The following is a 14,655-nucleotide window of genomic DNA, read 5'->3' as shown; positions in this document are numbered from 1 at the left end:
GGCGGGGCCAGCCACGGGTTGGGGCGGGTGACCGCAAAGCCCGACGGCTGGGCGTCCGGTTCGGCGACGCGGGTGATCCAGGTGGCGGTGAAGGTGGAGCCGACACCGGGCTGGCTGTCCACCACCACGTCCCCGCCCATCAGGCGCGCCAGCGTGCGCGAAATGTCCAGACCCAACCCGCTGCCCCCGTAGCGACGGGTGATGGAGGGATCCGCCTGCTGAAACCGCTGGAACAGCCGCGCGACGGTGGCCGCATCCATGCCGATGCCCGTGTCGCGCACCACGGCCGTCCAGCGCACCAGCGTACCGCCGGCGCCGGCGGGCTCGGCCCGCAGCGCCAGGTCCACCCGGCCCTGTTCCGTGAACTTGATGGCGTTGCCCAGCAGGTTGAGCAGAATCTGGCGCACCCGGGTTCCGTCCGCCTCCACCCAGGGGGTGCCGCCGTCGTCGATGCTCAGGCCCAGGGCCAGGCCTTTGCGGTTGGCGTGCGGCTGCAGCCAGCGGTGCACCTCGTGCGCCAGTTGCGGCAGGTTCAGCGGCTCGGGCTGGATGCGCATCTGCCCGGCATCCAGCGCGGACAGATCCAGAATGTCGTTGAGCAGGCTCAGCAGGTGCTCGGCCGAGGAGCGGGCGGTTTGCAACTGGTCGCGCTGGGCCGGGGTCAGCGGGCTGTCTTCCAGCATGGCCAGCATGCCCAGCATCCCGTTGAAGGGGGTGCGCAGCTCGTGGCTCATGTTGGCCAGGAACTGGCTCTTGGCGCGGTTGGCGGCTTCGGCCGCGTCGCGTGCGCCGCGCAGAGCGGCGTTGAGCGCCTCCAGCTCGGCGCGCTCGTGCTGCTGGCGGCGCTGGCGCAGCCACAGAGCCGCCGCGGCGGCGAGCAGCACCAGCACCTGCGCGGTCATCAGCCAGACCACGTAGCGCTGCAGGCGCCGGACTTCCTGCAGCTTGGCTTCGATCATGCCGTCCATCACCCCGTTGGCCGTCAGCGTCAGGGCCTGCACGTCGGGCCCGAGCCGCTCCATCTCGTCCACGATGGCCTGCAGCCGGCCGGCGTCGGCGGTGTGCAGCAGGGCGTCCACCCGGGTCACCAAACCCTGCAGCTGCCCCAGCAGCGCGACGTAGTCGGGGTGTGGCCGCAGCGGCGTCATGGTGGGGTTATCGCGCAGCAGCGCCACCCGTCCGGCAAAGATCTCCTGCCGCAGGGCCAGGGCGTCCCAATCTACCTGGGCTGGTTGGGCGGCGGCGGCGCGCAGCTCTTCGCGCAGGCGCAAAAACTCGCGTTCGTGCTGAAAGACGATCGCCGTCAGCGAGTCGGCCTGCAGTTGCGCGGTTTCCTCCGCCGAGCGCACTTGCCGCAGGAAGACCGCCAGCAGCACCGCCAGCCCCGCGCCCAGCAGGGCTGTCGTGATGGCAACCCAGATCAGGAGGCGCCGGCCCTCGGCCGCGCCCGTGGCGGTGGAGGCCCCGCCGGCCGGCGGGGCTGGCCTCGCAGTCATTCGACGTCGATCGCCTTGAGTTGCCAGATCGAGCGTTCGTAGTAGCGCTTGTGTTTGAGCGCCGGATCGCTATCGAAGGGGTAGACGATGAACAGCGGCCCTTTGTCGCGCACGGGCATGAGCTCGCCGTTTTTGCGCGTGGCGACGATCACGTCGAAGCGCTGCGCGTCTTCCATGGGGATCACGATGCGGTAGTCGTTGAGCGCCGTGGCCCGCAGCTGCCGCCCCTGGGCCCGCACGGCGGCGAGCACGTCGCGCAACCGGGGGCCCCGAAAGGTCACCGGCTTGTCGTCCCAGGGCGTCTGGGTGGTGAAGGTGTGCTGCGGCAGCGCATCCAGCATGGCCAGGTCGAAGACGGCCTGCGCCCCCTGGTTGCGCACCCCGATCTGCCCGCCGACCGTGAGGATGATCCGCTCCTTCGGCTGCGCCAGCGTGGCTGGTTGGGCGCCGACGGCGCCACCCAGCCCGCTGCCCAGCGCAGCGATGGCGAACATGAGCGATCTGCGCGAAATGCGATGTTTCATGGCGGCGTCGTGATCAGAGGTGACAATTTGGCGCGATCTTACGGCAAATGCCACCCGTTCGGGCGAGCGCCCCCTCGTGCGGCTGGCACGGGCGGGGTGGCGCTCAAGGACGCTTGAGGATGCTCAAGGACGCGAGGGCGCTTGGGCCGCGGCCGCGGCGCGGGCGGCGAACTCCTCGCGCAGCGCGCGCAAGCGCGCGCGCGGGTCGTCCTGCGCCGGGGCGGCCTCCAGCTGCATCTCGGCGATGAAGCGGCTGGGCTGCGCGGCCACGCGCTCGCGCCCCTGGCGGCGGGCCTTGAGCCAGCTCACCACCAGCGTGCGCTGCGCGCGCGTGATGCCGACGTACATCAACCGCCGCTCCTCCTCGATGCGCGCGGCGATCTGCGCCGCGTCGCCATCGGCGTCGGGCTTGAACGGCAGCAGCCCCTCGTTGACGCCGACCAGCATCACGTGCGGCCACTCCAGGCCCTTGGCCGCGTGCAGGGTCGAGAGCGTCACCGCGTCCTGGTCCTGCTCGCGCTCGGCCAGCGTGCTGATCAGCGCCACCGTCTGCGCCACCTCCAGCAGCGGGCGCGGCGTGCGCTCCAGCGCCGCGCCGCCGGCGTCGTCGAGCTGGCCGCCGCAGCGCTGCACCATCCAGTCCACGAAGTCCAGCACGTTGGCCCAGCGCTGCGTGGCCTGCTGCGGGCTGTCGGCGTGGTCGTGCAGGTGGCGCTCGTAGCCGATGTCGGCCAGCCACGCCGTCAGCACCGCGCGCGCCGCCTCGTGCCCCACCGCGTGGCGAGCGCGGTACTGCAGGTCGTTGACGAAGCGGCCGAACTCGTGCAGTGCCGCCAGCGCCTTCGGCGCCAGCGTGGCCTGCAGCGTCGGCGCGAACAGCGTCTCGAACAGGCTGAGCTTCAGCCCCGCGGCCACCTGCCCGAGCTGCGCCAGCGTCTGGTGGCCGATGCCGCGCCGCGGTGTCGTCACCGCGCGCAGGAAGGCCGGGTCGTCGTCCTCGTTGGCCAGCAGCCGCAGCCAGGCGCACAGGTCCTTGATCTCGGCGCGGTCGAAGAAGCTCGTGCCGCCGGAGACGCGGTAGGGGATCTGCGCCTTGCGCAGCGCCACCTCGAAGGCGCGCGACTGGTGGTTGGCGCGGTAGAGGATGGCGCAGTCGCGCCACGCCGCGCCCTGCGCGCGCAGCGCCTGGATGCGCGCCACGGCGCGCTCGGCCTCGTGCTCCTCGTGGTCGCAGGCCAGCACGCGCACCGGCTCGCCCTCGCCGAGCGCGCTCCACAGCGTCTTCGGGAACAGCTTGGGGTTGGGGCCGATGACGGCGTTGGCCGCGCGCAGGATGGCGTTGGTGGAGCGGTAGTTCTGCTCCAGCTTGATGATCTTGAGCGTCGGAAAGTCCTGCGGCAGGCGCTTCAAGTTGTCCAGCGTCGCGCCGCGCCAGCCGTAGATCGACTGGTCGTCGTCGCCGACGCAGGTCAGGTGCGGCTCGGGCCGCTCGCCATGGCCCACCAGGGCCTTGAGCAGCTCGTACTGCACGGCGCTGGTGTCCTGGTACTCGTCCACCAGCACGTGGCCCAGGCGCTGCTGCCAGCGCTGGCGCACCTCGGCGTGCTCGCGCAGGAGCTTGAGTGGCAGCAGGATCAGGTCGTCGAAGTCGACCGCCTGGTAGGCCGCCAGCCGCTCGTGGTAGCGCGCCATCACCAGCGCGATCTGGGCTTCGGCCTCGTCGCGCGCCTGCGCCAGCGCCTGCTCGGGCGTCAGCCCCGCGCCCTTCCACTGGCTGATGCGCCACTGCCAGTGGCGCGCGGTGGTGGCGTCGGTGGTGCCGCCGCAGTCCTTCAGCAGACCGACGATGTCGTCGGTGTCCAGGATCGAGAACTGTGGCTTCAAGCCCAGCGCCGCGCCGTCCTCGCGCAGGATGCGCACGCCCAGCGCATGGAAGGTGCACAGCAGCACGCCCTGCGCGGCCTTGCCGACCAGCGTGCGCGCGCGCTCGCGCATCTCGGCGGCGGCCTTGTTGGTGAAGGTGATGGCGGCGATGCGCTGCGGTGCCAGCCCGGCCTGGATCAGGCGCGCGATCTTGTGCGTGATGACGCGCGTCTTGCCCGAGCCGGCGCCGGCCAGCACGAGCGAAGGGCCGCGCAGGTGGTGCACGGCGTCGAGCTGGGCGGGGTTGAGGGTGTCGTGCATCGGTCGGTCAGGCCATCCGGGGGCGTTCGCACGCGGGCGAGGGCGCGATGATACCGAGCACGGCAGGCGACAGCGGCCCTGCGGCGCGGCCGCTACCATCGGGCCCCATGGGCTCCATCCTGTTGGTCACCTTTCCCTTTTTTGCGCTGGTGGCGGCCGGCTACATGGCGGCGCGGCGGCGCTGGCTGCCGCTGGAGGCCATCCCTGGGCTCAACGGCTTCGTGCTGTTTTTTGCGCTGCCGGCCATGCTGTATCGCTTTGGCGCTTCCACGCCCATCGCCCGGCTGCTGGATGGCGCGGTGGCCGGCGTGTGGCTGCTGTGCGCGCTGGTGGTGGTGGGGTTTGCGATCGCGGTCAGCCTGGGCGGGCGCATCCGCTGGAACGATGCGGCCTTCGGAGCGCTGGTGGCGGCGTTTCCCAATTCGGGGTTCATGGGGGTGCCGCTGATTGCCGCGCTGCTGGGGCCGCAGGCGGTGGGTACGGTGATCGTGGTCATCGTGGTGGACATGGTGATCACGAGCTCGCTGTGCATCGCGCTGTCGCGTCTGGATGCAGGCGAAGGCGGTGCGCGCGCGGCGTTGCGGCAGGCGCTGCTGGGCGTGCTGCGCAATCCCATGCCGTGGGCCATCGGGCTGGGGGCGCTGGCCTCGGCCTGGCGCATTGCGCTGCCGGGCCCGCTGGACAAGACCGTGGGGCTGCTGGCCGACGCGGCGAGCCCGGTGGCGCTGTTCACCATCGGGGCCGTGTTGGCGCGTTCCCAAATGCAGGCCGATCACCCGATGCCGCTGCGCGATTACGTGCCGCTGGCGCTGATGAAGCTGCTGCTGCATCCGCTGCTGGTGCTGCTGGTGGGTGCGGGCGCCATCCAGATCGGCGTCGGTTTGCAGCCGGCGGCGCTGACGGTCATGGTGCTGACGGCCGCGCTGCCCAGCGCCAGCAATGTGTCGCTGCTGGCCGAGCGCATGGGGGCGGACAACGGGCGTGTCGCACGCATCATCCTCGTGTCCACGGCGCTGGCGTTTTTCACCTTTTCGGCCGCCGTGGCGTGGCTGCGGTGACGTTACCGAGCGGCGTCGATCAGAAGCTGAGCGGATCGACGTCGATCGCCCAGCGCGCCAGGCCGCGCGTGTCCGCGTGGGCGCGCAGGGTATGCAGCCGCGGCATCCAGGCGGCCAGCAGCGCCTGCAGGGCGGGGCGGTGGGGGCTTTCCAGCAGCAGCTGCGCCCGCTCGATCCCGGCCACGCGCGTCAGCGTCATGGGCACGGGCGCGTAGAGCGTGACGTGGGCGCGACCGGGCAGGTCGTGCGTGGCGTCGGCGGCATGCCGCAGCCAGGCCAGGGCGGCGTCCAGCTGGCGCGCTTCGGCGCGCAGCAGGGCCTGGTGGCTGTACGGCGGCATGCCGGCGGTGCGCCGCTCCTCCAGTTGCTGGGCGGCGAAGGCCGCATAGTCGTGCCGGGCCAGCGCGGCGAACAAGGGGTGCTCGGGGTACGCGGTTTGCACCCACAGTTCCACGGTGCTGTCCTGCGCGGCGACGAAACGGGCATCGCGCCCCGCGCGGCCGGCCGCCTGCATCAGCAAAGTGAACAGCCGCTCGGGGGCGCGCCAGTCGCTGGCAAAGAGCGCCCCGTCGGTGTTGACGCTGGCCACCAGGGTGATGCGCCGGAAGTCGTGCCCCTTGGCGATCATCTGCGTGCCCACCAGCACGTCGATGGCGCCGCTGTGCACGGCGTCCAGGGTGCGCTCCAAGGCCCCGGCCGCGCGCGCGGTGTCGGCGTCCAGGCGGCCGATCCGCACCGGGCTGCCGTCCGGCCGCCGCAAGGTTCCCAGGGTCGAGGTGAGCTGTTCCTCGAGCTGCTCGGTACCGCGGCCCAGGGGGGCCAGATCCAGGTTGCCGCAGTCGGGGCAGGCGCGGGGCACGCGGGCAGCGTGGCCGCAGTGGTGGCAGCGCAGGCTGCGGTCGGCCTTGTGGAACACCAGGTGGGCGCTGCAGTGCGGGCAGCCGCTCTTCCAGCCGCAGTCGCCGCAGGCAATCACCGGCGCGTAGCCGCGCCGATTCAGCAGCACCAGCGCCTGCTCGCCGCGGGCCAGCCGCGCCTCGATGGCGGCCAGCAAGGGGGGGGCCAAAGCGGTGCCGCGCGGCTGGTGGCGCAGGTCGACCAGCCGCAGCCGCGGCCAGTCCGCGCCGCCCATGCGGTCGGCCATGTCCACCCGGCGGTAGCGGCCGCTGTCGGCGGCGTGCCAGCTCTCCAGCGCGGGGGTGGCCGAGCCCAGCACCACCCGGCACCCGTCCGCGCTGCCCCGGTGGGCCCGGTAGACGGCCAGGTCGCGCGCGGAGTAGCGCGCGCCCTCCTGGCTTTTGTAGCTGGGGTCGTGCTCCTCATCCACGACGATCAGGCGCAAACGCGGCAGGCTGGCAAACACCGCCATGCGCGTGCCCAGCACGATGCGCGCCTGCCCGCGGTGCGCCGCCAGCCAGTGCTGCAGCCGCTGGGCCGGGGTGAGCCGCGAGTGCAGCGTCGTGACCGCATCGCCAAACCGGGCGCGAAAACGCTGCTCCAGCTGGGGGGTGAGGTTGATCTCCGGCACCAGAACCAGGGCCTGCGCCAGCGGGTCGCGTGCCAGCAGCCGTGCCGTGGCCTGCAGATACACCTCGGTTTTGCCGCTGCCAGTGGCGCCGAACAGCAACACGGGCCGCTCACTCGCCTCGATGGCCGACACGGCATCGGCCTGGGCCGGCGTCAACGCGGGAACGGGCGTGGGGTGGTCGGCGCATGGGGCGGGCGCCGGAGCTGCGCGCTTCAGGCGGCGCTGCAATTGCGTCGAGGTCAGTTCCCGCAAGGCGGGGGGCAGTGCCGCCAGGGCCACCTCGCCCAACGACCGCTGGTAGTAGCGGGCGGCAAACGCCACCAGATCGCGCCAATCTGCATCCAGCGGCGGCAGCGCATCCCAGACCTCGGTGACCGGGCGCACCTGCTCGGGGGCGCAGGTGGGATCGGCGGGCGTCGGGCCCCAGGCGATGCCCAGCACCTCGCGCCGGCCCAGCGGCACGCGCACCAGGGTGCCCGCCGGCAACGGGCGGTCGCAGCGGTAGGTCAGTCGGTCACCCAGCCCGCTGTGGGCAGGGGCGGCCACCACCACCTCGACCCAGGTCGATGCCGGGTCCGCCGGAGACACCGGGGTAGAGGGGCAGGGCGGTTCCGTCACGGCCGTGCCAGGGACGCCACACGCGGGTAGGCATGCGGGTTTTCCCGCTTGCCCCGAGAAACTGTGGATAACTTTGTCGACAAGCTGCGGATCGCTGCCGCAAAGCATTGTCCATCAAGGCTTCGACTGGATTGCCAAAAATTTTGGCAAAACGATGAAACCATAGAATTTTCAATGACTTGCAGAATCCGCCTCGGCAATTGTCAGCGCCCGGGCCAGCCGACGGACAGAGCGTCCCGCCCCTGCGAAAGTGTGCATAAAGCCCGTGCCGCACATGACCACAGAGCGGGGTCAGGCCGTGCCGCGCATGCGCCGCGAGTGCGCGTGCACCGTCTCCACCAGCACCTGCACGTGCTCTGGCGGCGTGTGCTGGCTGATGCCGTGGCCGAGGTTGAAGATGTGCGTCGGCCCGCGCCGCGTCGGGTCGGTGTGTGGGGCGCCGAACGCCTCCAGCACCGCCACCGCCTGTTCGGCCACCGCCTCGGGGCTGGCCAGCAGCACGGCCGGGTCCAGGTTGCCCTGCAGCGCCTTGCCCGGCCCGCCCGGCAGCCCGCCCACCAGCGCGCGCGCGCGGCCCAGGTGCACCGTCCAGTCCACGCCCAGCACGTCGCAGTCCAGCGCCGCCATCTCCGCCAGCCACGGCGCACCGCCCTTGGTGAAGACGATGCGCGGGATGGTCGCGCCGTCGTGCGTGCGCGGCAGCTGCGCCAGCACGCGTTGCGTGTAGGCCAGGCTGAAGCGCTGGAACATGCCGTCGGCGAGCACCCCGCCCCAGCTGTCGAACACCATCACCGCCTGCGCGCCGGCGCGGATCTGTTCGTTCAGGTACGCCGCCACCGCATCGGCGTTGACCGCCAGCAGCCGGTGCATCAGGTCCGGGCGGCGGTACATCAGGCTCTTGACGTGGCGGTAGTCGTCCGAGCCGCCGCCCTCCACCATGTAGCAGGCCAGCGTCCACGGGCTGCCGGAAAAGCCGATCAGCGGCACACGGCCCGCAAGCGCCCGGCGGATCGACGTCACCGCGTCGAACACGTAGCGCAGCCGGTCCATGTCCGGCACCGCCAGCGCCGCCACGTCGGCCTCGCTGCGCACGGTGCGCTCGAACTTCGGGCCTTCGCCGGCCTCGAAGCGCAGCCCCAGGCCCATCGCGTCCGGCACGGTCAGGATGTCCGAAAACAGGATCGCCGCATCCAGCGCGTAGCGCTCCAGCGGCTGCAGCGTCACCTCGGTGGCGAAGTCGACGTTCGTGGCCAGCCCCATGAAGCTGCCGGCGCGCGCGCGCGTCGCGCAGTATTCGGGCAGGTAGCGGCCGGCCTGCCGCATCAGCCACACCGGGGTGTGGCCGGTGGCCTGGCCGAGGCAGGCGCGCAAAAAGGTGTCGTTGGTCAGCGGGGCAAAGGACATTGGGGTTCGCTCGGGTGGTGCGGATCGCGGCGCATTATCGCCGCGCCGCCTGGAACGCCGCGCGCACCTCCCCCACGCTGAGCACCTCGGTCAGCACCTGGGGCGAGCGCCCTGGCACGTGCAGCACGTACACCGGCACGCCGCTGCGCCCGAGCCGGGCCAGCTCCTGCGTGATGGCCGGATCGCGCCGCGTCCAGTCGGCGCGCAGCAGCGCGATGCCGGCCTCCTCGGCGTCGCGCAGCACCGCCGCGTCGCGCAGCACCGCGGCCTTGTTGACCTGGCAGGTCACGCACCAGGCGGCGGTGAAGTCGACGAACACCGGCCGTCCGGCGGCCAGCAGCTCGGCCTGGCGCGCCGCCGACCACGGCGCCCACGCGCCGTCGGCCGGGCTGGCCTGCGCGGCGGGGGCGCCGCCGTCCGCGTCGCGCACCACCGCCGGACCGACGCTCCAGCCCAGCGCCAGCAGCGCCAGCACCCCCAGCGCCGCCAGCGCGCGCGCGCGCCGCCCCAGCGCCCACAGCACCCAGGTCAGCGCCAGCAGCAACAGCAGCAGCGCCGCCGCGCCGTGGATGCCGCTCTGCTGGCCCAGCACCCACAGCAGCCAGATCGCCGCCGCCAGCATCGGGAACGCCATCGCCTGGCGGAACGTCTCCATCCACGGCCCGGGGCGCGGCAGCCGCCGCGCCAGCCCCGGCCACCAGCTCGCCGCCAGGTACGGCAGCGCCATGCCCAGCCCCAGCGCGCCGAACACCGCCAGCGCCGCCGGCGCCGGCAGCGTCACCGCCAGCCCCAGCGACGCGCCCATGAACGGCGCCGTGCACGGCGAGGCCACCGCGGTGGCCAGCACCCCGGTCAGGAAGGCATCCGCCAGCGGATGGCGCAGCTGCAGCCCCGCCAGGCCCGACGGCGCCAGCTGGCGCAGCTCGAACAGCCCCGCCAGGTTCAGCGCGATGAAGGTGAACAGCACCGTCAGCCCCGCCACCACCCACGGGTTCTGCAGCTGAAAGCCCCAGCCCACCGCCTCGCTGGCGCTGCGCAGCGCCAGCAGCAGCCCGCCCAGCGCCAGGAACGACAGCACCACCCCGGCCGTGTAGGCTAAGCCCCCCAGCCGGTGCGCGCGCGCATCCGCGCCGTGCGCCTGGAACGCTATCACCTTGATCGCCAGCACCGGGAACACGCACGGCATCAGGTTCAGGATCATGCCGCCCAGCAGCGCCCCGAGCAGCGCCAGCGTCAGGCCCAGCGGCGTCGGCCCGGTGCCGCCGGCCGGCGCCGCCGGGGCCGTGGCGGGTGCCGCCGGCGCGTCCGGCAGCGCCACCGCCGGCCAGGTGCCCTGCACGTCGGCCTCCAGCCGCACGCCGGCGGCGGCCGGGCCGTGGCCGGCCTCGGCGCGCGCCAGCACAAAGGCCAGCTTGGCCGCCGTCTCGCTGCGGTAGGGGTTGAACGGCAGCGTCGCGCGCCAGGCGTCGCCGTCCCAGCCCTGCGTCCACGGCGCGCCGGGGGCGATCAGGTTGGCGGTCTCGGGAAAGAACTCCAGCGCCCGCCCGCGCCAGTCCGCCGGCAGGCCGCTGGCGCGCACGTGCAGCCCGGCCTCGTCCACGCGCAGCTCGGCGCGCGCCTGCGGCAGCGCGCGCGGCGCGGCGGCCCAGGCGGCCTCGAACTCCGCCGCATGCTGCGCGATCGGCACGCCGGCGGGCAGCTCCAGCCGCAGCGTGGCCTCTTCCGGCACGCATTCGCGGCGGCAGATCAGCCAGGTGGCGTGCAGCTGCACCGGCAGGCCGGCCCCTTGCCAGCCCGCCGGCAGCGTCACCGGCACCGGCAGCAGCACGGTGCCGTCGTAGCCGTAGTTGGCCAGATCCCCCAGCGGAAACTTGCGCGGCGTCGGCCACTGGATCGCGCCGGCCTGCACGCCGTCGGGCAGCGTCCAGTTCAGCTCGATCGGCAGGCCCGAGTCGCCCGGGTTGTGCCAGTAGGTGTGCCACTCGGGGGCGTGTTCGATGCGCAGCCCCAGCCACAGCGGCCGCCCGGCCGCCACGCCCTGCGGCGCGTGCGCCAGCAGCTGCACCTGCGCGTACTCGGTACGGGCGCGCTCGCCCGGCGCGCCGGCCGTGCCGCCCGACCCGGGCAGCCCCGCCAGCCCCCCCTGCGCCGCTACCCACAGCGGCAGCAGGGCGGCCAGCAGCCCCGCCGCCAGCGCGCGCGCCGCGCGCCGCATCGTCTCTCGCATCGTTCTCATCGTGCATCCATGGAACCGTCGCATCCCCCGGGGGTTCCCGGGGGCGGGCCCGATTGTCCGCCAACGCGCCCGATTGCCAAAATCAATCCCAGTCATCGTCGCGCGCCGGCTTCACAAGTCGCGCGCGCTGGCCAACAATCCCGCACGGTTAGTGTGGACGTGGAGGGATACGCATGCCTTCGATCGACAAGGCCATCGACGGTTGGGTGCAGCGCTGGCGCGAGCGCGTCGACCTGCCGCTGCGCGTCTGCTGGGGCGTGGGCGGCGGCGAGCCGGCGCGCTGCTGGGATCTCGGCACCTTCGACGCGCCGCGTGTCGTCATCACCGTGCGCGACGCCGCCGCGCTGACGGCGCTGCTCGACCCCTCGCTCGACAGCCTCGGCGAGGCCTACGTCGAGGGCCGCATCGACGTCGACGGCGACATCGACGACGTGCTGGCGATGGCACACACGCTGGTGCGCCGCGCCGCCGAGGGCGGGACGGCGCAGCCGACGCTGTTGCAGCGCATGGTCCAAGGCTTCACGCACAGCCGCAAGCTCGACCGCGAGGCCATCCAGTACCACTACGACGTCTCCAACGCCTTCTACGCCGAGTGGCTCGATCCGGCGATGGTGTACTCCTGCGCCTACTTCGAGCACGGCGACGAGGACCTGGCCACCGCGCAGACCAAGAAGATCGACCACATCCTGACCAAGATCCGCCTGCAGCCCGGCCAGACGCTGCTGGACATCGGCTGCGGCTGGGGGGCGCTGGTGCTGCGCGCGGCGCAGCGCTTCGGTGCGCGCTGCGTCGGCATCACGCTGTCGCAGGCGCAGTACGAGCTGGCGCGCGAGCGCGTCGCCGCCGCGGGCCTCGCGGACCGCATCGAGATCCGCCTGCAGGACTACCGCGACGTGGAGGGCACGTTCGACCGCATCACCAGCGTCGGCATGTTCGAGCACGTGGGGCTCAAGCACCTGGCCGACTACTTCCGCCTGGTCCGCGCGCGGCTGGCGCCGGACGGCTGGGCGATGAACCACGGCATCACCACCACCGACCCCGGCGACGGCGAGACGCCCTACGGCGGCGGGCGTTTCATCGACAAGTACGTCTTCCCGCACGGGGAGCTGCCGCACATCGCCACCGTGCTGCGCACGATGCAAGAAGGCGGCCTGGAGCCGTTCGACGTCGAGAACCTGCGCCGCCACTACGCGCGCACGCTGCAGTGCTGGAGCGCGACCTTCGAGGCCAAGCGCGAGCGCCTGCGCGCCATGGTGCCGGAGCGCATCTGGCGCATCTGGCGCGTCTATCTGGCCGGCTGCGCCTGGGCGTTCGAGCACGACCAGATCGCGCTCTATCAGGTGCTGTGCCGCCCGGCCGGCCGCAGCGCGCAGGAGCTGCCGTGGTCGCGCCGGTGGATCTACGAAGACGAGGCGCCCACACCGGCCTGAGCGTCGCCTCGATCGATCCATGGCCGAGCAGCAGGTCGTGCCATGGGCCGATAAGATGCAGGGCATGAGCCCCCCGCCCGCTGCCGACTCTGCGCCCCGCCTCAAACGCTGGGCCGACCTGCGCTGGCCCGAATTCGCTGCGTTGGATCTCGCGCACACCGTGGCGGTGCTGCCGGTCGGGGCCACGGAGCAGCACGGGCCGCACCTGCCGCTGGATGTGGACACTGCCATCGTGGAGGCGGTCCTTGCCGCGGCCGCCGGCCATTTGCCGGCCGAGGCGCCGGTGTATGTCCTGCCCACCCTGCCGGTGGGGTTGAGCCCGGAGCACGAACGCTTCCCCGGCACCCTCACCCTGTCGGCCGAAACGGCGCTGGCGCTGTGGCGCGACCTCGGCGCTTCGGTCGCGCGCGCCGGGGTGCGCAAACTGGTCATCTTCAATGGCCATGGCGGGCACATCGGGCTGATGGACCTGGCCGGCCGGGAACTGCGCGCTCGGCACGATCTGCTCGTCTGGGGGGTCAACTGGTTCCACCTGCCGCTCATCGAGCCCGACGGCCACGATCTGGAAGCCGATCTGGATGCGCGCGAGCGCCGCTTCGGCGTGCATGCCGGCCAGATCGAAACCGCGGTGATGCTGGCCATCGGCCCCGAGCGCGTCGCGCAGGATGCGTTGCGCGACTTCCCTTCCGCCTCCGAGGAGCGCGCGCGCCGCTACGCCCTGCTGGGCGATGGGCGCAGCGCCAAGTTCGCCTGGCAGATGCAGGATGTGCACCCCGCCGGCGCAGCAGGCCACGCCGCCGCCGCGGATGCCGGCTGGGGCCGGCGGGCGGTGGCGGCGGCCGGCCGGTCGCTGGCGCAATTGCTGCAGGATGTGGTGGCCGTCCCCTTGTCCACCGCGGTGCCAGGCCCGTCGCTCGCTTGAGGGCGGTGGGGCACCGGCAACCCCGCGCTTCCCGCGCCCTGGCGCGCTCAGGCGTGGGTGATCCAGTCGCGGTGCTCGGGGCCCGTCAAATGCGGCAGGGCATTGAAGCTGACCAGCGCGCAGCGTTTGGGGTTGTGCGCCACTTCCGTCACCGAGGTGTTGCGCATGCGCAGGTTCAGCTCGATCGTCGTCTCTGGGCTGGTCCCCAGCAGGTGCCCGACCAGTGTCGCAATCGGTCCGCCACTGCTCACCACCAGCACATCGCCGCGATGCCGGGTGCGCACATGGTCCAGCACCGCAACGGCATCCCGCACGAATTGCCGGTATGGCTGCATGCCGCGCGGGGTGATCACGCCCGCCATCCACTGGCGCAGCGCGTCGCGCAGCAGCCGAAAGTGCTCGCGGTAGCCCTCGGGCGTGTGCGGATCCGCTGGCGGTGGCGCGTTCAACGCCTCGATCAGCGCCGCGCTGTCGTATTCATCCAGCCCGGGCCAGATCTGGGCGTCCCCGTCCTCCCCCCAGCCGGCCCGGATCGCCTGCCAGGTCTCGGCGTGGCGGCGCAAGGTGCCGGTGAAGACGGCCTCGACGCGCATCCCGTGCGCGCGAAAATGCTCGCCCAGCCGCTGGCCCTGCCGCCAGCCCAGCGGGCTCAGGCGGTCGTAGTCGTCGCTGCCGAAGGATGCCTGCCCGTGACGCACGAGGTGGATGGTTCCCATGCCCGGCATTCTGGGTCTGCCGGTCGTTGCGGGCAGTCGCGGCTGTGACGGGGGCCGATTTCCGCGGCCACCCAGGTAGGGTCGCTTGGTCTCACGGCCGTCCCGCGCCGCCCAGTCCCGCCGACAGCATCCAGACGGCCGTCAGCACCAGGGCCGCCGCCATCAGGCGGTTGAATACCCGCAGCCGCCGTCCGCTCGGTCGCCCCTCGACCAGGGGGGCGGCCAGCCAGCCACGCAACACCGAACCCACCAGCGCATAGGTCAGGTTGCTCGAGAAGGCGTAGAACACCATCACCGGCAGCACCAGCCAGAAGCGGGACCACCCCTGCGGATGCCCGGCAATCCAGCCGGCGACGATGGACAGCGCCAGCATCCACGCCTTGATGTTGAAAAACTGCAAGGCCACGCCGCGCGCGAAAGACATCTGCAAGCGCTGCGCCCCCACCTGGGCCAGCGTCGAGGTGCCGACCAGGCGCCACGCCAATACCAGCAGGTAAGCGACACCCCCCCACAGAATCCCCTGCCGCAGGACGGGCATC

General features: G+C 72.4%; 11 protein-coding genes (1 of these 11 cut by a window edge). 3 read left to right on the top strand and 8 right to left on the bottom strand.

What is annotated here, in order from left to right; all coding sequences use genetic code 11:
• The 3 genes from Tfont_RS06965 to Tfont_RS06955 form a co-directional block, all read right to left on the bottom strand.
• Positions 1-1,496 (bottom strand): sensor histidine kinase (locus tag Tfont_RS06965; protein ID WP_260682300.1); only part of this gene is annotated, 1,496 nt, incomplete at its 3' end.
• The gene (locus tag Tfont_RS06960) at positions 1,493-1,990 is read right to left on the bottom strand and encodes a molybdopterin-dependent oxidoreductase (RefSeq protein ID WP_143968901.1); all 498 of its coding nucleotides are present in this window, start codon (positions 1,988-1,990) and stop codon (positions 1,493-1,495) included. The genes Tfont_RS06960 and Tfont_RS06965, both read right to left, overlap by 4 nt.
• 153 nt (positions 1,991-2,143) lie before the next feature.
• Positions 2,144-4,204: an ATP-dependent helicase gene (locus Tfont_RS06955; protein WP_143968900.1), complete on the bottom strand. Its 2,061-nt coding sequence runs from the start codon at positions 4,202-4,204 to the stop codon at positions 2,144-2,146.
• Between the two features lie 107 nt (positions 4,205-4,311).
• Between Tfont_RS06955 and Tfont_RS06950 the strand changes: the two genes are divergently transcribed.
• Positions 4,312-5,262 (top strand): AEC family transporter, encoded by a 951-nt coding sequence (locus tag Tfont_RS06950; protein WP_068608224.1) that lies wholly within the window; start codon positions 4,312-4,314, stop codon positions 5,260-5,262.
• A gap of 19 nt (positions 5,263-5,281) precedes the next feature.
• Here Tfont_RS06950 and priA read toward each other — a convergent pair whose 3' ends face one another.
• The 3 genes from priA to Tfont_RS06935 form a co-directional block, all read right to left on the bottom strand.
• Positions 5,282-7,516: a replication restart helicase PriA gene (priA, locus tag Tfont_RS06945; RefSeq protein WP_143968899.1), complete on the bottom strand. Its 2,235-nt coding sequence runs from the start codon at positions 7,514-7,516 to the stop codon at positions 5,282-5,284.
• A 183-nt stretch (positions 7,517-7,699) separates the two neighbouring features.
• Positions 7,700-8,812 carry a uroporphyrinogen decarboxylase gene (gene hemE / locus Tfont_RS06940; protein ID WP_143968898.1) on the bottom strand — a complete coding sequence of 371 codons (1,113 nt, stop codon included), beginning with the start codon at positions 8,810-8,812 and terminating at the stop codon, positions 7,700-7,702.
• 34 nt (positions 8,813-8,846) lie between these two features.
• Positions 8,847-11,048: a protein-disulfide reductase DsbD family protein gene (locus Tfont_RS06935; RefSeq protein WP_260682299.1), complete on the bottom strand. Its 2,202-nt coding sequence runs from the start codon at positions 11,046-11,048 to the stop codon at positions 8,847-8,849.
• Positions 11,049-11,221: 173 nt separating this feature from the next.
• Here Tfont_RS06935 and Tfont_RS06930 point away from each other — a divergent pair, with 173 nt between their 5' ends.
• Together Tfont_RS06930 and Tfont_RS06925 are read left to right on the top strand one after the other, a co-directional pair.
• Positions 11,222-12,478: an SAM-dependent methyltransferase gene (locus Tfont_RS06930; protein ID WP_143968897.1), complete on the top strand. Its 1,257-nt coding sequence runs from the start codon at positions 11,222-11,224 to the stop codon at positions 12,476-12,478.
• A gap of 64 nt (positions 12,479-12,542) precedes the next feature.
• Entirely contained in the window at positions 12,543-13,400 is an 858-nt protein-coding gene (locus tag Tfont_RS06925) for a creatininase family protein (protein WP_260682298.1), read from the top strand.
• Positions 13,401-13,447: 47 nt separating this feature from the next.
• On the opposite strand, the gene Tfont_RS06920 is transcribed toward Tfont_RS06925, so the two are convergent.
• Positions 13,448-14,116, bottom strand: a complete 669-nt coding sequence (locus Tfont_RS06920; protein WP_143968896.1) for a histidine phosphatase family protein — start codon at positions 14,114-14,116, stop codon at positions 13,448-13,450.
• 91 nt (positions 14,117-14,207) lie between these two features.
• Positions 14,208-14,655, bottom strand: partial view of a LysE family translocator gene (locus tag Tfont_RS06915; RefSeq protein WP_143968895.1) — the 3' portion only. It continues 200 nt past the right edge of the window; the window shows 448 of its 648 coding nt (coding positions 201-648); its start codon lies off the right edge, out of view; the stop codon is at positions 14,208-14,210.

The organism is Tepidimonas fonticaldi (assembly GCF_007556755.1).
Taxonomy (GTDB): domain Bacteria; phylum Pseudomonadota; class Gammaproteobacteria; order Burkholderiales; family Burkholderiaceae_C; genus Tepidimonas; species Tepidimonas fonticaldi.
The sequence above is the reverse complement of the archived record's forward strand: the minus strand, read 5'-3'. Positions and strand labels throughout refer to the sequence as shown.

Bases quoted from the DNA above. Each gene is read 5' to 3' on its own strand.
- priA (WP_143968899.1), bottom strand. From the start codon at position 7,516: ATGCTTTGCGGCAGCGATCCGCAGCTTGTCGACAAAGTTATCCACAGT.
- hemE (WP_143968898.1), bottom strand. From the start codon at position 8,812: ATGTCCTTTGCCCCGCTGACCAACGACACCTTTTTGCGCGCCTGCCTC.
- Tfont_RS06920 (WP_143968896.1), bottom strand. From the start codon at position 14,116: ATGGGAACCATCCACCTCGTGCGTCACGGGCAGGCATCCTTCGGCAGC.
- Tfont_RS06950 (WP_068608224.1), top strand. From the start codon at position 4,312: ATGGGCTCCATCCTGTTGGTCACCTTTCCCTTTTTTGCGCTGGTGGCG.
- Tfont_RS06960 (WP_143968901.1), bottom strand. From the start codon at position 1,990: ATGTTCGCCATCGCTGCGCTGGGCAGCGGGCTGGGTGGCGCCGTCGGC.
- Tfont_RS06935 (WP_260682299.1), bottom strand. From the start codon at position 11,048: ATGAGAACGATGCGAGAGACGATGCGGCGCGCGGCGCGCGCGCTGGCG.
- Tfont_RS06930 (WP_143968897.1), top strand. From the start codon at position 11,222: ATGCCTTCGATCGACAAGGCCATCGACGGTTGGGTGCAGCGCTGGCGC.
- Tfont_RS06955 (WP_143968900.1), bottom strand. From the start codon at position 4,204: ATGCACGACACCCTCAACCCCGCCCAGCTCGACGCCGTGCACCACCTG.
- Tfont_RS06925 (WP_260682298.1), top strand. From the start codon at position 12,543: ATGAGCCCCCCGCCCGCTGCCGACTCTGCGCCCCGCCTCAAACGCTGG.